Annotated in this window: 14 protein-coding genes, 2 tRNA genes and 1 pseudogene; 12 read left to right on the forward strand and 5 right to left on the reverse strand. The window is 65.1% G+C overall.

Annotated features, from left to right (window positions below; translation table 11 throughout):
• Positions 1-49 precede the first annotated feature (49 nt).
• The 6 genes from J4G43_RS29640 (at position 50) to pepT (ending at position 5,077) form a co-directional block, all read left to right on the forward strand.
• Positions 50-1,195 (forward strand): aromatic ring-hydroxylating dioxygenase subunit alpha, encoded by a 1,146-nt coding sequence (locus J4G43_RS29640; RefSeq protein ID WP_208087135.1) that lies wholly within the window; start codon positions 50-52, stop codon positions 1,193-1,195.
• Between the two features lie 120 nt (positions 1,196-1,315).
• The gene (locus J4G43_RS29645) at positions 1,316-2,611 is read left to right on the forward strand and encodes a spinster family MFS transporter (RefSeq protein ID WP_208087136.1); all 1,296 of its coding nucleotides are present in this window, start codon (positions 1,316-1,318) and stop codon (positions 2,609-2,611) included.
• A 142-nt stretch (positions 2,612-2,753) separates the two neighbouring features.
• Positions 2,754-2,957 (forward strand): hypothetical protein, encoded by a 204-nt coding sequence (locus tag J4G43_RS29650; protein WP_166097000.1) that lies wholly within the window; start codon positions 2,754-2,756, stop codon positions 2,955-2,957.
• 159 nt (positions 2,958-3,116) lie between these two features.
• A tRNA-Asp gene (locus tag J4G43_RS29655) sits at positions 3,117-3,193 on the forward strand.
• A 185-nt stretch (positions 3,194-3,378) separates the two neighbouring features.
• Entirely contained in the window at positions 3,379-3,708 is a 330-nt protein-coding gene (locus tag J4G43_RS29660) for an HU family DNA-binding protein (protein ID WP_028155929.1), read from the forward strand.
• A 118-nt stretch (positions 3,709-3,826) separates the two neighbouring features.
• Positions 3,827-5,077, forward strand: a complete 1,251-nt coding sequence (pepT, locus tag J4G43_RS29665) for a peptidase T (protein ID WP_208087137.1) — start codon at positions 3,827-3,829, stop codon at positions 5,075-5,077.
• A 175-nt stretch (positions 5,078-5,252) separates the two neighbouring features.
• On the opposite strand, the pseudogene J4G43_RS29670 reads toward pepT, so the two are convergent.
• Positions 5,253-5,968: pseudogene (locus J4G43_RS29670) on the reverse strand (cation transporter).
• A 186-nt stretch (positions 5,969-6,154) separates the two neighbouring features.
• Here J4G43_RS29670 and J4G43_RS29675 point away from each other — a divergent pair.
• The 5 genes from J4G43_RS29675 to J4G43_RS29695 are packed head-to-tail and all read left to right on the forward strand — an operon-like array spanning position 6,155 to position 13,009.
• Entirely contained in the window at positions 6,155-6,517 is a 363-nt protein-coding gene (locus J4G43_RS29675; RefSeq protein ID WP_208087138.1) for a hypothetical protein, read from the forward strand.
• Between the two features lie 55 nt (positions 6,518-6,572).
• Positions 6,573-7,847 carry a divalent metal ion exporter subunit IhpA gene (gene ihpA / locus J4G43_RS29680; RefSeq protein ID WP_208087139.1) on the forward strand — a complete coding sequence of 425 codons (1,275 nt, stop codon included), beginning with the start codon at positions 6,573-6,575 and terminating at the stop codon, positions 7,845-7,847.
• Positions 7,844-8,821 carry a divalent metal ion exporter adaptor subunit IhpB gene (gene ihpB, locus J4G43_RS29685; RefSeq protein ID WP_208087140.1) on the forward strand — a complete coding sequence of 326 codons (978 nt, stop codon included), beginning with the start codon at positions 7,844-7,846 and terminating at the stop codon, positions 8,819-8,821. The genes ihpA and ihpB overlap by 4 nt, the downstream gene beginning before the upstream one ends.
• Complete coding sequence (locus tag J4G43_RS29690) at positions 8,814-12,032, forward strand: efflux RND transporter permease subunit (protein ID WP_208087141.1); 3,219 nt, start codon at positions 8,814-8,816, stop codon at positions 12,030-12,032. The genes ihpB and J4G43_RS29690 overlap by 8 nt, the downstream gene beginning before the upstream one ends.
• Before the next feature lie 2 nt (positions 12,033-12,034).
• Positions 12,035-13,009, forward strand: coding sequence for a cation diffusion facilitator family transporter (locus J4G43_RS29695; RefSeq protein ID WP_208087142.1), 975 nt, complete (start codon positions 12,035-12,037; stop codon positions 13,007-13,009).
• Between the two features lie 123 nt (positions 13,010-13,132).
• Here J4G43_RS29695 and J4G43_RS29700 read toward each other — a convergent pair whose 3' ends face one another.
• The gene (locus J4G43_RS29700; RefSeq protein ID WP_208087143.1) at positions 13,133-13,993 is read right to left on the reverse strand and encodes a class I SAM-dependent methyltransferase; all 861 of its coding nucleotides are present in this window, start codon (positions 13,991-13,993) and stop codon (positions 13,133-13,135) included.
• 179 nt (positions 13,994-14,172) lie between these two features.
• Positions 14,173-14,364, reverse strand: a complete 192-nt coding sequence (locus J4G43_RS29705; protein WP_014494837.1) for a hypothetical protein — start codon at positions 14,362-14,364, stop codon at positions 14,173-14,175.
• A 433-nt stretch (positions 14,365-14,797) separates the two neighbouring features.
• On the opposite strand from J4G43_RS29705, the gene J4G43_RS29710 reads away from it, so the two are divergent.
• Positions 14,798-14,874 (forward strand) — tRNA-Val (locus J4G43_RS29710).
• 93 nt (positions 14,875-14,967) lie between these two features.
• Here J4G43_RS29710 and J4G43_RS29715 read toward each other — a convergent pair.
• Positions 14,968-15,372 (reverse strand): GFA family protein, encoded by a 405-nt coding sequence (locus J4G43_RS29715; protein WP_208087144.1) that lies wholly within the window; start codon positions 15,370-15,372, stop codon positions 14,968-14,970.
• Positions 15,373-15,442: 70 nt separating this feature from the next.
• Entirely contained in the window at positions 15,443-17,866 is a 2,424-nt protein-coding gene (gene lon / locus J4G43_RS29720; protein ID WP_208087145.1) for an endopeptidase La, read from the reverse strand.
• Positions 17,867-18,027: the final 161 nt, after the last annotated feature.

The raw sequence follows: 18,027 nt of genomic DNA on the forward strand, positions 1-18,027 counted from the left end.
ACAGCATGACGATGCCCAGCGGGATCGCGATCTCGGCACCGGCTATGCGATGAAGCCGGCGCATACGCGCATCGAGCTCACCTCAGTCGTGCGCGGCACACCGATGGGAGAATTGCTGCGCCGCTACTGGCATCCGGTCGGGCTCGTCAGCGACGCCACCGACACGCCGAAAAAGGTCCGCGCGCTCGGCGAGGATCTGGTGCTGTTCCGCGACAAGCACGGCCGCGCCGGCCTGTTGCACGCGCGCTGCTGCCATCGCGGCACCACGCTCTACTATGGCAAGGTCGAAGAGGACGGCATCCGCTGCTGCTATCACGGCTGGAAGTTCGACACCGAAGGCCATTGCCTCGAACAGCCCTGCGAGCCCGACGGCGGCCAGTTCAAGGACAAGGTGCGCCAGCCCTGGTACCCGGTCGAGGAGCGCTATGGGCTGATCTTCGCCTATATGGGCCCGGCCGAGAAACGCCCGGTGTTGCCGGCTTACGAATGCCTGGAAAACATGGACGAAGGCGAGTTCGTCGAGGCCGACGATTCCTCGATCGGCGGCGGCGGCCCCGCGATCATCCCCTGCAACTGGCTGCAGCATTTCGAGAACGTGGTCGATCCTTATCACGTGCCGGTGCTGCACGGCTCGTTCTCGGGGCCGCAATTCACCAACATGATGGCCTCGATGCCGGAGGTGAAGTTCGACAAGACGCCGCGCGGCATCGCCGTGCGCTCGATCCGCAAGCAGGACGACGGCAAGGTGTTTTACCGCGTCACCGAAGCCGCCCTCCCCACCTTGCGCGTCGTTCCCAATCCGCGCGTGGCGCAATTCGCCCGCGTCGAGTCGATCGGCTGGACGTTGCCGATCGACGACACCTCGTTCCGCATCTACGTCGCCGGCCGCGTCAAGGCTTCCGGCGACATCGGCCGGATGCGCTCGAAGTTCAACGGAAAATTCTGGTGGGACATGACCGAGCAAGAGCACCAGCAATTCCCAGGCGATTACGAGGCCCAGGTCGGCCAAGGCCCCGTGACCGTTCACTCCGAGGAGCATTTCGGCCAGAGCGACCGCGGCATCCTGATGATCCGGCGCATGCTGAGCGAGCAACTGGAGGCGATGGAGGCAGACCGCGATCCGATCGGCGTGTCGTTCGACGCAAGTGCTGCGCCGGTCGAATTCGAAGCGGGGAATTACATCCGCGAAGGCTGAGTTTTTGTTTGGCGCGTTTTCTTCACGCGAACCGGTATCCACTTCGCTCGAAAACGCTCTCGACCAGCCTCACGAAGGGCTGGACCGGCAACGATAACAAAGACAAATTGGGGGGATGCGATGGTCGATGTGACGTCACAGATGTCGGTGCAGACGACTGCGGCGGCAAAGCCCCCGGCGCGGCGCTATTACGTGCTGGGCCTGCTCACCATCATCTATGCGCTGAACTTCCTCGACCGCACGATCTTCAACGTCCTGATCGAGCCGATCAAGAAGGAGTTTCAGCTCAGCGACACCATGATGGGCCTGCTCGCGGGCTTCGGCTTCGCACTGTTCTATTCCCTGCTCGGCATCCCCATCGCGCGCGTCGCCGACCGGCTCAACCGACGCAACATCGTCGCGGTGGCCCTTGCGTTCTGGAGTGCGATGACGGCGCTGTGCGGGGCGGCCTCGAGCGTGACCTCGCTGGCGCTGGCGCGCATCGGCGTCGGCATCGGCGAATCCGCGGGCTCGCCCGCCTCGCAATCGATCGTCGCCGATCTCTTCACCAAGAACGAGCGGCCGCGCGCGCTCGGCATCTACGCCATCGGCACCTATCTCGGCGTCTTCCTCGGCTACTTCATCGGCGGCTACGTCAATCAGCACTTTGGCTGGCGGATGGCGTTCTATGTCGCCGGCCTGCCCGGCATCCTGCTCGCATTGATTCTGTGGCTGACGATCTCCGAGCCGAAGCGCGGCGCGATGCAGGAGAGTTTCGTGCCGGAGCCGCTCGGGCCGACACTGCGCTTCCTGGCCTCGCAGCAAAGCTTCATCATCGTGCTGATCGGCTTCTGCCTCACCACTTACACGAACTACGCAACGGCGGCCTGGATCCCGCCGTTCCTGGCCCGCGTGCACCATCTGTCGAGCGCCGAGATCGGCACCTATGCCGGCACCTTCAAGGGGCTCGCCGGCATGGCCGGCACCCTGCTCGGCGGCTTCGTGGTGGCGCAAATCAGCCGCCGCGACGACCGCTGGAAACTGTGGGCGCCGGCGATCACCTCAGGGCTGGCCGGCCCGGTGTTCGCGCTGTGCATGCTGACGCAGGATTTCGCGATGATGGTCGCGATGCTGGCGCTGACCTCGTTCCTGGTCGGCTTCCATCTCGGACCGATCTTCGCGATCGCACAGACGGTGGCCAAGCCGGGCATGCGGGCGCTCGCCTCCGCCCTGATCGCGCTCACCGCCACCTGCTTCGGCCTGGGCGTCGGCCCGCTTGCCGTCGGCATGGTCAACGACGCCCTCAAGGGCACTTACGGCGCGGACGCCGTGCGCTATTCCCTGCTCTCGGCGGCGGTCACGACCACACTGGGCGCCCTGCTGTTCGTCTGGGCGGCCCGCACGATCCGGGGCGATATCGGCCGGGCGGCGGCCTGAGACCTGTTCCGGCCGCCAGCCCGGCGAAACCAAGCGGGCGCATTAATGAAACCATTTTGCGGAACCCGCGAAACCATCCGGAAACAGATGGTCCTTAAGACATGAGCCCATAGACGGCGGCTAAGCCCGTCGGGAGGCTCATATGAACCACTCTATTCACTCGGCTGATCGTGGCACCCACCTGAAGATCGTGGTGGTGGCGCTGGTTGCCGGTATTCTGGTCGCCGGCTTCGGCATCGCAGCCCGCACCAACGTCGATTACAGCCAGACCGCCCAATCGGCTCACGTGATCAAGGCCGGCAAGCCGGTGGCCGTGACCAGCGCAGGCACGTCGGAGATTCGCTGACACGCCCTGTTTCGGGCTGACAGAGGCCGCCGCCTGGCGGCCTTTTTCGTTTTCCAGAGCAATGCTTAGCCGATGCGTCCTGACAAAGCGCAACGTCCTTGACTTCACCAAGCCCCGCCTTTAAGTCCCCCCTCGTTCCGCGCGCTTTCAGCGAACCACGCGGGAGTAGCTCAGTTGGTTAGAGCGCCGGCCTGTCACGCCGGAGGTCGCGGGTTCGAGCCCCGTCTCTCGCGCCATTTTGGCAATCCCTTCATAGTCTTAGCCCGAACTTCCCGATGCCTTTCGCGGCATTGCCGGCGTCTGCCGGGAACTCGTGGCATAGTCAGCCCGCGGCCGAATCGTCTACGCCTTCCAGAACTTGGAGGGATCCCCACGCTTGACCGGCTTTTCCGGGGCTTCCCTGTCATTGAGGAGGCCAGACATGGCTAAGAAGGATTCGGCCAAGAAGGATTCGGCGAAGAAGGCAGCCGCTCCCGCCACCATCACGCTCAAGCACCTCGCCGCCGACATCGCGGAGAGCCAGGACCTCTCGAAGAAGCACGCCGAGGCCGTCCTGACCGACATGGTCGATCTGATCGCCAAGCACCTCAAGAAGGGCGACCGCGTCCGCATCGTCGGGCTCGGCATCCTCCAGGTCCGCAAGCGCGCCGCCCGCACCGGCCGCAACCCCACCACCGGCGAGGCGATCCACATCAAGGCCAGCAAGAAGGTCGCCTTCCGCCCGGTCAAGGAGCTCAAGGAAGCGATCTGAGGTGACGTTTCGTTAAGCCTGATCCGCTTCGTTCCGGCCGCATCACGGCCCGCTTTTCTGATATACCGCCTGCTTCCCCCAAGCCTTGCTTCCCCAAGACCCGGCGGTTTGACCAGAAATGTCCTCCCTCTCCTTTTCGCACACCGTGACCGAACGCTTCCTGCGCTACGTCACCATCGACACCCAGTCCGATCCGGAATCCCCGACCTCGCCCTCGACCGAGAAGCAGAAAGATCTCGGCCGCGTGCTCGCCGCCGAGCTGAAGGCCATGGGCGTCGCCGACGCGCATCTCGACGACTTCGGCTACGTCTACGGAACGATCCCGGCCAATACGACCAAGAAGGTGCCGGTGATCTGCTTCTGCTCGCACATGGACACCTCGCCCGACGTGACCGGCAAGGACGTCAAGCCGCAGCTGGTGAAGGACTATCGCGGCGGCGATATCACCCTGCCGGGCGATACCAGCCAGGTGATCCGCTTCACTGAACATCCCGCGCTGAAGAACCAGATCGGCAACGACATCATCACCACCGACGGCACCACGCTCTTGGGCGCCGACAACAAGGCCGGCGTCGCCGAGATCATGGATGCCGCGCACTTCTTCATCAACACCCCCCATGTGAAGCACGGCACCATCAAGATCCTGTTCACGCCGGACGAGGAGATCGGCCGCGGCGTCGACAATGTCGACCTGAAGAAGCTCGGCGCCGATTTCGGCTACACCATGGACGGCGAGAGCGCCGGCAGCGTCGAGGACGAGACCTTCTCGGCCGACGGCGCCACCATCACCATCAACGGCGTCAGCGCCCATCCAGGCTACGCCAAGGGCAAGATGGAGCACGCGATCAAGATCGCAGCCGCCATCGTCGAGCGGCTGCCAAAGGAAGGCTGCTCGCCCGAGACGACGTCAGGCAAGCAGGGCTTTCTGCATCCGATTGGCATCGACGGTGCGCTGGAGCAGGCGACGCTGTCCTTCATCGTGCGCGACTTCACCGAGGAAGGTCTGAAGGAGAAGGAAGTCCTGCTCGAGGGCATCGTCAAGGATGTGATGAAGGACTATCCGCGCTCGACCTACAAGTTCGAGGTCAGGGAGCAGTACCGCAACATGAAGCAGGTGATCGACCGTCACCCGCAGATCCTCGAATACGCCATTGAGGCGATCCGCCGTGCCGGCCTGCGCCCGATGCGCACCGCGATCCGCGGCGGCACCGACGGCTCGCGCCTGTCCTTCATGGGCCTGCCCTGCCCCAACATCTTTGCCGGCGAGCACGCGTTTCATTCGCGGCTCGAATGGGTCAGCCGGCAGGATATGGAAAAGGCGGTACAGACGATCGTGCATCTCGCGATGATTTGGGAGGAGAAGGCGTAGGAACGCCGCACCTCCCGGCAGCAGGGCAAAATAATTCCGAGCCCTGCGGAACGATCCAGAGCGGGGCGCGTTAGCGCCTCAAGTCCCAAGGATGAGAATGTGAGCACATAAGGCCTCAGCCGGTCAGCCCCGGGCTGGGGCCTTTCCGCGTTTGGATCGGACGCAAAGGCCCCCCTCAGGCAGTCACGGCAGCTTGCCCGCCGCGATACTCTGCCCATGCTTGCCGCAGGATTTGCAGGACGAGGTCAGGAAGATTCCGGCCATCACGCCGGCGACAGCCAGATCGGGCCATGCCGTCGCGGTTCCGAATACGCCGATGGCAGCGACCATCACGATGACGTTGCCGATCGCGTCATTGCGCGAGCAGAGCCAAACCGAGCGCACATTGGCGTCACCGTCCTTGTAGCGCGCGAGCAGGAGAACCGAGGTGAGGTTCGCCGCCAGCGCGGCCAGGCTCATCGCCCCCATCAGCTCCGCACGTGGGAGCCCCAGGACCAGGGTCTGATAGAGCGTTGACCCGAACACCCAGGCGGCCATGGCACTGAGCGACAACCCCTTGAACAACGCGGCGGTGGCACGCGTCTTGATGCTCGCGCCGATCACCGAAAGGCTCAGGCCGTAGGTGACCGTGTCGGCGAGGAAGTCGAGAGCGTCGGCCTTGAGAGCCTGGGAGCCGGCCAAATGGCCCGCCGCCATTTCACTCACGAACATCGCCGCGTTGATGGCGATGACGGTCCACAGCACGCGCTTGTATCGCGGATCGAGCCCGTCGAAGACCGGAACGCCCGCCGAGCAGCAGTCGGCGCAGCCTGACGCGGCGACTTCCTCCACACGGGGCTTGGCGGCTTCCCCACAGCACGCATCGTGCGAGCGGCAAGACTCTTCGGGCATTCCGAGCTCCCTCTCGTCGCTTCTATCTTACCATGGGACCGCAACGATGGCGATGAACGGACGTCGCTGCTTGCAATCGCATGGATACATGCGGGTGCGACGTTCAGTTCCGCACACGTAACATTATTGCGGGTCGACACTGTTCCGGTCGCCTGCTACGAACCCGGACGTAACCAGAGTGACTTCGTGACTGCGATCCGCCGCCCGATCAGATTGTTTCGCCTGCGCAACTGGCGCGGGCTGTTGGCTGCGTGTCTCGCAATCAGCTATCTGCTGTCGGGCGTGTTGCATACGTGCCAATGCCTGGACGTGACCAATCCGTTCGGCCAGCTGGAAATCGCTGCGTCGCCGGGACCCGATTCCGGAGATACGGATAGCAAGACGCTGGCAGCCCATCACTGTCATGGCTGTTTCTCGGTGGTCTTCGCACAACTGCTGCTGCCTGACGCAATGTCGGAGCTGGTGGCCGCGTCAGATCCGCCTCGCCTGACAGTGCTTGCAGGCGTCGTGCCTGACACCGACTCTCCGCCCCCCAAACATCTGACCTGAACTGATCAGCCGGGCGCCCGTGCGCCTACGATGCTATTGTTCACAGGTCACCTTCATGTCTTGCAGACGGACTGCCGCGCGCCTGGCGTGCGCGATGGCGATTTTCGTCAGCCCCTGGCTGACGCAGCACGCGCACGCCCAGACGCTTACGATGCGAAGCGCGCTGTCGCGCGCGCTGGCCGCGAGCCCGCGGCTGACCGCGGCGGAGCGCGACGTCGGCATCGCCACCGGTCAGCGCATCCAGGCCGGCGCGCTGCTCAATCCGGAACTGTCCTATGAGCAGGACAATTCGTTCGGGTCGGGCATCTATCGCGGCACGAGATCGGCCGAGACCACGCTCCAGATCAGCCAGGCCTTCGAGCTGTTCGGCAAGCGTGATGCGCGGATCGCCGCAGGCGCCGCCGGCATCGAGGTGGCCGCGATCCAGCGCAAGGCCGCCAGGCTGGAGGTGCTGTCGGAGACTGCGATCGCCTTCCTCAGCGTGCTCGGCGCGCAGCAGCGCATCCAGATCCTCGACGAGCAGATCGCGGCGATCGACCGGCTGACGCCGCTGCTGCGCCGCCGCGTCGAGGCCGGCGCCTCCTCGCCGGCCGAGACCGGCCGCGCCGAGGTCGCGTCCGCCCTGGTGAAGGCCGACCGCGAACGCTTCAAGGCAACGCTGGCGAGCGCCAGGCGCGAGCTTGCGGTGCTGATGGGGGATCCCGCGGCAAAGTTCGGCGAGGTCTCCGGCCGGCTCGATACCACGGGAAAGACGCCGACGTTCCAGTCGGTCGTGGCCGCCATCGATGCCAATCCGCAGCTGGTGCGCTGGACGGCGGTGTATGCCCAGCGCAATGCCGAGCTGTTGATGGCGCGCTTAAGGCCCTATCCCGACGTACGGATCGCGGCGGGATGGCGCCATTTCAACGAGACCAATGACGACGCGGTGCGCCTCACCGTCTCGGTGCCGATTCCCGTGTTCGACCAGAACCAGGGCAACATCCTCTCGGCGCAGGAAAGCCTCGCCAAAACCAGGGCCGAGCGCGAGGCCAACCGCAACACGCTGATCGTTGTCGCCGGCCGCGCCTACGACTCGCTCCAGGGCTCGCTGCGCGAGCTCGCGGTGCTGCGCGAGACCGCGATTCCGAAGGCCACGGAAGCCTCGGAAGCGATCGCGCAGGGCTACGGCCAGGGCCGCTTCTCCCTGCTCGAAGTGCTCGACGCCCAGGCGAGCGTCACCCAGGCGCGGCTGCGCGAGCAGGAGGCGCTGCAGAACTTCCATGCCGGCGTCGCGACCATCGAAGGCCTCGTCGGCAATCCCTTTGCGCTGGCCCGGGAGAGCGCGCGATGAAGACATCCTCCACCATTCTCGTCGCCATCGTGGCCGCAGCACTCGGCGCCTACGGCTATTCCCTCCTCGCCCCTGCCGGGGTCACGCACACCGAGCATGCCGCGGAGAAGAAGCCGGAGAAGCCGAACGACCATGTCGAGCAGGACGAGCACGGCGCCGACCGCATCCGCATCTCCGACGTCAAGCTGGCGGCCGCCGGTGTCACGCTGGCGGAGGCCGGGAGTGCGACGCTGACCGATACGCTGTCCTTCAACGGCATCTTGCGCGCCAACCAGGAAGCCGTCGTGCAGGTGACGCCGCGCTTTCCGGGGGTCGCCAAATCGATCCAGAAGCGCATCGGCGACAGGGTCGGCAAGGACGATCTGCTCGCCGCGATCGAGAGCAACCAGAGCCTCACCGTCTACGAGCTGAAGGCGCCGATCGCCGGCACCATCATCGAGCGGCAGATCTCGCTCGGCGAATACGCCTCCGAGCAGAAGCCGGCCTTCGTGGTGGCCGACCTCTCGACGATCTGGGTCGACCTGTCGATCTACCGGCAGGACCTCCGGCGCGTCCGCCTCAACGACGAGGTGCTGATCGATCCCGACGACGGCCGCGGCGAGATCAAGGGCACGATCTCCTACATGGCGCCGATCGGCAGCAGCGAGACCCAGACCGCGCTCGCCCGCGTGGTGCTGCCAAATCCGGACGGACGCCTGCGTCCCGGTCTGTTCGTCACGGCGCGGCTGATCCTCGCCGCGCGCAACGTCGCGGTCGCCGTGCGCCGAAGTGCGATCCAGACGCTGGAGAACAGGACCATTGTGTTCGTCCGCGAGGACGGCGACAAGATCGAGGCGCGTCCCGTGGAGCTCGGGGATTCCGATCCGCGCCATGTCGAGATCAAGGCGGGTCTTTCGGCCGGCGAGCATTACGTCGCGGAGAATAGTTTTGTCGTGAAGGCGGAGATGGGCAAGGGCGAGGCGGAACATGATTGAGCGCCTCATCGCCGTCTCGCTTCAACAGCGCTGGCTGGTCCTGGTGCTCGCGCTCGGCGCCGTCGCTTTCGGAGCGTGGAATTTCCAGCGCCTGCCGATCGATGCTGTCCCTGACATCACCAACGTCCAGGTCCAGATCAACACCCGCGCGCCCGGCTACTCGCCGCTCGAAACCGAGCAGCGCATCACCTTCCCCGTCGAGACCGCGATGGGCGGCCTGCCGAAGCTCGATTACACCCGCTCGCTGTCGCGCTACGGCCTGAGCCAGGTGACGGTCGTGTTCAAGGACGGCACCGACATCTATTTTGCCCGCCAGCTCGTGGGCGAGCGCATCCAGCAGGTGAAGGATCAGCTTCCGGCGGGCGTCGAGGTCGCGATGGGCCCGGTCTCGACCGGCCTGGGCGAAATCTTCATGTACACCGTCGAGGCAAAGGCGGGCGCGAAGACGCAAGGCGGTCACGACTATTCGCTGACCGATCTGCGCACCGTGCAGGACTGGATCATCCGGCCGCAGCTTCGCAACGTGCCCGGGGTGATCGAGGTCAACACCATCGGCGGGTTCGAGCGGCAGTTCCACGTGCTGCCGGACCCCGGCAAGCTGATGGCCTACCGGCTCGGCTTTCGCGACGTCATGACGGCGCTCGCCGCCAACAACGCCAATGTCGGCGCCGGCTATATCGAACGCAACGGCGAGCAGTATCTCGTGCGCTCCCCGGGCCAGGTCGGCAACATCAGCGAGATCCAGGACATCGTGATCGGCTCGCGGGGCGGCAATCCCGTCAGGATCAGGGATGTCGCCACCGTCAAGGAAGGCCGAGACCTCCGCACGGGAGCGGCGACGCGCGACGGCGAGGAAACCGTGCTCGGCACCGCCATGCTGCTGATCGGCGAGAACAGCCGCAGCGTGGCGCGCCGCGTCGCAGCCCGTCTCGACGAGATCGCCAAATCGCTGCCCGACGGCGTCGTGACCCGGACCGTCTACGACCGCACCCATCTGGTCGAAGCCACCATCCGCACGGTCGAAAACAACCTCCTGGAAGGTGCGGCCCTGGTCGTGGCCGTGCTGTTCCTGATCCTCGGAAACATCCGCGCCGCGCTCGTGGTGGCCTGCGTCATTCCGCTCTCCATGGCCATGACGATCACCGGCATGGTCGAAACAAAAGTCAGCGCGAACCTGATGAGCCTGGGGGCGATCGATTTCGGCATCATCGTCGACGGCGCCGTAATCATCGTCGAGAACTGCCTGCGCATGCTCGCTGAGGCGCAGCGCCAGAAGGGCGGGCTGCTCTCCACCCCCGAACGGCTGCGCGCGATCCTGCGCGGGTCGCGCGAGGTCATCAAGCCGAGCTTGTTCGGAACGCTGATCATTGCCGTTGTCTACCTGCCCGTGCTGACGCTGACCGGCGTCGAGGGCAAGATGTTCACGCCGATGGCGCTGACCGTGCTGATGGCACTCGGCGCCGCGGTGCTGTTCTCCATCACCTTCGTGCCGGCGGCGGTTGCCATCTTCGTCACCGGCAAGGTGTCCGAACACGAAAACCTGTTCATGCGGGTGGCGAAGCGCATTTATCTCCCCCTGCTCCGCCTCGCGATCGACAATCGGGTCGCGGTCACCGTCATGGCCGCCGTCATCGTGGTCGCAAGCGGCATTGCCGCCGCGCGCATGGGCGGCGAGTTCATCCCGAGCCTGGACGAAGGCGACGTCGCGCTGGCCTCGATCCGGATTCCCGGCACCAGCCTCACGCAGTCGCTGGATCTGCAAAAGGCGCTGGAAAAGCGCATCAAGGAGATTCCCGAGGTGAAGGAATTCTTCACCCGCATCGGCACCGCCGAAATCGCGACCGACCCGATGTCGCCGGCGCAGACAGACGGCTACATCATGCTGAAGCCGCGCGCGGAATGGCCCGACCCGGGCAAGCCGAAATCGGAAGTGATCGAGGCCATCGACCACGCCGCCGACGACATTCCCGGCAGCGCCTATGAAATCTCCCAGCCGATCCAGTTCCGTGTCAACGAGCTGATCTCCGGCGTGCGCAGCGACGTCGGCATCAAGGTCTTCGGCGACGACCTCGACATCCTCCAGGGCGCCGCAAGGCGGGTCGAGGCCGCAATCCGCGGCATCCGCGGCGCCAGCGACGTCAAGATCGAGCAGGTCTCGGGCCTGCCGATCCTCACCGTCCGGCTCGACCGCCAGGCGCTCGCCCGCTACGGGCTCAGCATCGGTGAGGTGCAGGGGATCGTCGAGATCGCGGTCGGTGGTAAATCGGCAGGCAAGCTGTTCGAGGGCGACCGCCGTTTCGATATCGTCGTGCGCCTGCCGGAACATCTGCGCGGCAATCTCGACGCGATCCGGGCCATCCCGATCCCGCTGCCGCCGAGCGAGGAAGCAGCAGGCGGCACCGCCGTTCGAACAGCCCTGACCGCCTCTCCCCTCGCCCAGATGCGCTATGTCCCGCTGTCGTCGGTCGCAACCGTCGATGCGACGCCCGGCCCGAACCAGATCAGCCGCGAGAACGGCAAACGGCGCATCGTCGTCACCGCCAATGTCCGCGCGCGCGACCTCGGCTCCTTCGTGAGCGAGGCGGAAGCCGCCGTCGCCGAGAAGGTCAAGCTGCCGCCGGGCTATTGGATCGGCTGGGGCGGCCAGTTCGAGCAGCTGGTGTCGGCGACCAAGCGGCTGACGATCGTGGTGCCGGTGGCGCTGCTGCTGGTGTTCCTGCTGCTGTTCATGGGCATGGGATCGGCGGCGGATGCGGCTTTGGTGTTCTCCGGCGTGCCGCTGGCGTTGACGGGCGGCGTCGCCGCGCTGCTGCTGCGCGACATCCCGCTGTCGATCAGCGCCGGTGTCGGCTTCATCGCATTGTCGGGCGTGGCCGTTCTCAACGGCCTCGTCATCATCGCCTTCATCGAACGCCTGCGCAGCGAGGGGCACCCCGTTGCCGACGCGGTGCGCGAGGGTGCGCTGACGCGGCTGCGCCCGGTGCTGATGACCGCCCTGGTCGCCTCCCTCGGCTTCGTGCCGATGGCGCTCGCCACCGGCGCCGGCGCCGAGGTGCAGCGTCCGCTGGCGACCGTGGTGATCGGCGGCATCATCTCCTCGACCGTGCTGACGCTGCTGGTGCTGCCGGCGCTCTATGCGCTGTTCCGGCGTGACGGGGCTGCCGAAACGCCTACAATGGCGCCTGATTTGGCGGCGTCCGGGGAGCGCTAGATTTGGGCAGCCACGACCATCACGGGCATCACCACCATGATCATGCCGGCCACGGGCATGACCACGGGCATAACCACGGTTCTGGCCACGCGCACGTCCATGCGCCCGCCAATTTCGGCACGGCGTTCGCGATCGGCATTTCGCTCAACACCGCGCTGGTCGTGGCCGAGGCGATCTACGGCTATATCGGCAACTCCACCGCCCTGCTCGCCGATGCCGGCCATAACCTCAGCGACGTGCTCGGCCTGGTCGTGGCCTGGTGCGCATCGATCGCGGCACGGCGTGCGCCGAGCGGCCGCTTCACCTATGGCTTTCGCGCCTCCACCATCCTTGCGGCGCTGGCGAACGCGGTGTTCCTGCTAGTCGCGACAGGCGCGATCGGCTGGGAGGCGATCTTGCGGCTGCGCGAGCCGGAGCCGGTTGCGGGCGTGACCGTGATGGTGGTCGCCGGCATCGGCATCCTCATCAACGGTTTTACCGCCATGCTGTTCGCGCGCGGACGCAAGGACGACATCAACATCGAGGGCGCCTATCTGCACATGGCGGCCGACGCCGCGGTCTCGCTCGGCGTCGTGATCTCGGCGGCGCTGATCATCTGGACCGGCTGGCTCTGGCTCGATCCCGTCACCAGCCTCGTCATCTGCGCCACCATCCTCTGGAGCACCACCAGCCTGCTGCGCGGCTCCATCGACATGTCGATGGCGGCGGCGCCCAAGGGCACCGACATCGCCGCGATCAAGGTCTTTCTGCTGGAGCGGCCCGGCGTCTCGGGAATCCACGATCTCCACGTCTGGCCGATCTCGACCACCGAGACGGCACTGACCTGCCATCTTGTCATGCCCACCGGGGCCGGCGATGCATTCCTGATGGAGACGGCGCAGATGCTGAGGGCGTCGTTCCGCATCGGCCACACCACGCTTCAGATCGAGACGCATCCGGACAACGGCTGCGCGCTCGCGCCGGATGATGTGGTGTAGGACTCACAGGCCCATCCACGCCGTCACTGCGAGGAGCGAAGCGACGAAGCAATCCAGACTGTCTCCGCGGAGGCAGTCTGGATTGCTTCGCTACGCTCGCAATGACGGTGGATAGAGCGTCGCCTACGCCGCCTTCGCCGTGACGATCCAGATCGCGCCCTGCAACGCTACGCTTTGTCCCTTCATGAACGGCGCGAGCATCTCGCGGATCGAGGCTTTTGCAGCGGCATATGTCTCCGGCGGATGGCCCTGCAGCGCGCGGCTGGCGGGGCCGATCTGGAGCGAGCCCTCGACCGCGGCATCAAGCCCACCGCCGATTGCGACATCCATCGCCAGATTATGCGGCTCCATCGCCACGTCCACGAAGCCTGCACCTTTCAGGATGCGCGTCACGCGCTCTTCAGAAGCAAAGGCGAACGGGCCCGGCTCTTCCGGCCCGACCGGCGGCATCTTCGGAACATGTTTGTAGACCGCCATCAGCGGCGCCATCATCCACGGATTTTCCTTCGGCTCGCGCCAGCAGGCGAAGGCGAGCCGTCCGGTCGGCTTCAGCGCGCGGCGGAGGTTGGTGAAGGACGCAATGGGATCGGCGAAGAACATGACGCCGAAGCGCGACGCCAACAGGTCAAAGCTCGCCGGCTCGAACGGATGCACCGTCGCATCCGCCAGCACGAAATCGAGCGGCAGGCCTTTTGGCGCAAACGCGCGCGCCTGCAACAGCATCGGATCGGAGACGTCGAGGCCGAGCGCGAAGCCATCGGGCGCGACAGCCTTCGCGAACGCGAACGTCGTCGCACCGGAGCCGCAGCCGACATCGAGCACGCGCTCGCCCGGCTTCGGCCTGGCGCGATCGATCAGCATGTCGGCGATGGGTCCGAGCAAGCTTTCCTGGGCAGCGTGCCGATCGGCCCAGCGCTGCCCGCTCGGACCGTTCCAATAGGCGATCTGGTCGGCATTCTCTGCGTGTCCGCTTGGCTGTTCCATGGATCCCCTCCGGCAGCTTGGTCGAAAGACCCCGATGCCGAAAAGCAAGGACGCCGTCAACTGAGGCGGCCTGTTCGGTCCACCTGTCAGCGAGACGTTCTTGCGTTCACGCCGCACGGCACGGCGTCAGAGGTTGACGGACGCTGAGGTCTTCAACTGCCGACCTGCGCTACGCCGGATCATTCGGCCGCGAGCGAAACTCCGGTTCGCTTGGCGAGGACGCGGCGAAAGTCGGCTGCCAGCTCGTCGTAATAGTTGGCAAGCTCCTCGTAGAAGGCCCGACCGGCCTCATCAGGAGCTTCTTGAGCCGCTTTCATGCAGTGGGCGGCTTTCGACTCGTACCTTTCCAGCTTGATGCGAAGATCACTCATCACGGCGATACTCCACGCTGCCACAGGGAGCCGTAACGTTGGTTCGGATGGCGATCAAAAAGATGACCGAAAAAGGGCAATTTTGGACCCTTGGAGGGCGGCTCGTGGGCGTCCGATGCCGGGCGCAACGAGGCAGGACAGCCGCCAGCGGCCAAATCGGCGCGCCGTCAGCCGGAACTACCAAGTTGGAATGATCGAGCCGCGGCGGCTCATGCGTCGCGCTTCGCGCAAACACGCCCGGCAACAATGTCGGTAGATGAGGTCCAGCAGAGCACACATTGGCCACCCCTCCATCGTGAATTGCGGTGGACATTGGCCGACTCGCGGGCGGACGCCTGTGACAATCATCACAAAGGCGGTCTTGCTCGAGCCCTGTTTGCGATGCGTTCGGGCCTTGCTCGAACACCCGCGGGAGGGCTAAAGAGGCGCCTTGGGGCGGTTAGCTCAGCTGGTTAGAGCATCTCGTTTACACCGAGAGGGTCCGCGGTTCGAATCCGTGACCGCCCACCAGCCTGCGCTCGCGCAGCGACGCAGGCTGCCACGCCGAATCCCAACGGGCGAAGGCGGGCTTTTTTGCGGCGAGCTTCGGCTTGGCAAGCCAGCCTAATCCCCCGGCCTCCCCGGCAGCAGCGGCACCGCGTCGATCCACACCGCCGCCGACTGGCACCAGATCTGCCTGACGGGCCGCAATTTATCGCGCTGGCGGATTGAGCCCCAGCGGATGCCCCAATCGTCGGCCTGATCACCCTCGCCGCTGGTGAACAGCGGGGAACCGCAGTCGGCGCAGAAGTGCTGGAAGCGCATCCGGCCGTTGTCGCCGCGCTTGCCGTAGACCTTTGGCGTGCCAGCGGTCAGCCTCACGTCGGCGTTGCTACAGATCGCGGTCACCCGGAACGGCGATCCCGTCAGGGTCTGGCAATCCCGGCAATGGCAGACCGACACCGCCTCGGGGTCGATCTCGGCCTCAAAGGTGATCTGCCCGCAATGGCACTGCCCGTCGACCTGCATCGCCCTGATCCCCTGCCCCCAAAACAAAAACGGCGCCCGAAGGCGCCGTTTTATCATCTTTCGCTGAACCCTAGTGCGCGGTCAGTCCGCCGGCGGCCTCGTCCCCGTCCGGCTTCACCGTCACCTTGGTGTCCTCTTCCCAGACGATCGGCACGGGCTTCTTCACCAACGCCTTGGCGACGACGTCGTCCAGACGCGACACCGGGATGATCTCCATGCCGCCCTTGATCGCATCGGAAATCTCCGTGAGATCCTTGGCGTTGTCCTCGGGGATCAGCACCGTCTTGATGCCGCCGCGGGCAGCGGCCAGCAGCTTCTCCTTCAGGCCGCCGATCGGCAGCACACGGCCGCGCAGCGTGATCTCGCCGGTCATCGCGACATCGTGGCGGACCGGAATGCCGGTCATGACCGAGATGATCGCGGTGGCCATCGCCACGCCCGCCGACGGACCGTCCTTCGGCGTCGCGCCTTCCGGCACGTGCACGTGGATGTCGCGCCGGTCGAACAGCGGCGGCTCGATGCCGTAGACGATCGCACGCGAGCGCACATAGGACGCCGCCGCCGAGATCGATTCCTTCATCACGTCGCGCAGATTGCCCGTGACCGTCATCTTGCCCTTGCCGGGCATCATGACGCCTTCGATCGTCAACAGCTCGCCGCCGACATCGGTCCAGGCCAGGCCCGTGACGATACCGACCTGCGGCTCGCTCTCGATCTCGCCGAAGCGGTACTTCGGCACGCCGAGCAACTCTTCCAGAGTCTTCTCGGTGACCTTGACCGACTTCTTCTTGGAGATCATCAGCTCCTTCACCGCCTTGCGGGCGAGTGTGGAGAGCTCACGCTCCAGATTACGCACGCCCGCTTCGCGGGTGTAGCGGCGGATCAACAGCAGCAGCGCGTCGTCGTCGATCGAGAACTCCTTGGAGTCCAGGCCGTGCTTGGACACCGCGTTCGGGATCAGATGCTTGCGCGCGATCTCGACCTTCTCGTTCTCGGTGTAGCCCGCGATCCGGATGATCTCCATGCGGTCCATCAGCGGTCCCGGAATATTGAGCGTATTCGCGGTCGTGATGAACATCACGTTGGACAGATCGTAGTCGACCTCGAGGTAGTGGTCGTTGAAGGTCCCGTTCTGCTCGGGATCCAAAACCTCGAGCAGCGCCGAAGACGGATCGCCGCGGAAATCGGCGCCCATCTTGTCGATCTCGTCCAGCAGGAACAGCGGATTGGACGACTTCGCCTTCCGCATCGACTGGATGATCTTGCCGGGCATCGAACCGATATAGGTGCGGCGGTGACCGCGGATCTCGGCCTCGTCGCGCACGCCGCCGAGCGAGACGCGCACGAACTCACGTCCGGTCGCCTTCGCGATCGACTTGCCGAGCGAGGTCTTGCCGACGCCGGGCGGTCCGACGAGGCACAGGATCGGGCCCGTCAGCTTGTTGGCGCGCGACTGCACCGCGAGATACTCGACGATACGGTCCTTGACCTTCTCCAGCCCGTAGTGATCGGCATCCAGAACCGCCTGCGCCGATTCCAGATCCTTCTTCACCTTGGACTTCTTGTTCCACGGGATCGACAGCAGCCAATCCAGATAGTTGCGCACGACGGTCGCTTCCGCGGACATCGGCGACATCTGGCGCAGCTTCTTCAATTCATGCTGCGCCTTCTCGCGCGCTTCCTTGGAGAGCTTGGTCTTGGAGATCTTCTCTTCGAGATCGGCGAGTTCGTCGCGACCGTCGTCGTCGCCGAGCTCCTTCTGGATCGCCTTCATCTGCTCGTTGAGATAATACTCGCGCTGGGTCTTCTCCATCTGGCGCTTGACGCGCGAGCGGATGCGCTTCTCGACCTGCAGCACCGAGATCTCGCTCTCCATCAGGCCCAGCACCTTCTCGAGGCGCGTGGTGACCGACAGCGTCTCCAGGATTTGCTGGCGATCCGCGATCTTGACGGCGAGATGCGAGGCAACGGTGTCGGCGAGTTTGGCGAAATCGGTGATCGCCTGCACGACGCCGACGACCTCGGCCGAGATCTTCTTGTTGAGCTTCACATAGCTCTCGAAATCGGACACGACCGAGCGCGACAGTGCCTCCGCCTCGACCGATTTCGCATCGGTGTCGGCGAGCGCAATCGCGGTCGCTTCGTAGTACTCGCTGCGATCGGTGTATTTCTGCACGCGCGCACGCTCGAGCCCTTCGACCAGCACCTTCACGGTGCCGTCGGGAAGCTTCAAGAGCTGAAGCACGCTGGCAAGCGTACCGGTCTCGTAAATGGCATCGGGCGTCGGATCATCGTCGGACGCGTTCTTCTGCGTCGCGAGCATGATCAGAGCGTCGTTCTTCATCACCTCTTCGAGCGCGCGGATCGACTTCTCGCGACCGACGAAGAGCGGAACGATCATGTGCGGGAAGACGACGATGTCGCGCAGCGGCAGCACGGGATAGGCGTGCGTTTCGCCATGGACAATGGTTGGCCGGGGTTTTGGATTAGTCATGGCCTTTTCCTTTTGCTTTGCCCCCTTGCACGCAGCCCGCCATGCTCATGCGCAACCGCCACAAGGTGCCGAGGTGATCCACAAAACCGGCCTACCATTCTAAGGTTGGACCGGGCTTGCCGGATCGGAACTGAGGCGAATCTTGAAGAGAATTCTCGCTC

The sequence above is a fragment of the Bradyrhizobium barranii subsp. barranii genome (assembly GCF_017565645.3).
GTDB classification, from domain to species: domain Bacteria; phylum Pseudomonadota; class Alphaproteobacteria; order Rhizobiales; family Xanthobacteraceae; genus Bradyrhizobium; species Bradyrhizobium barranii.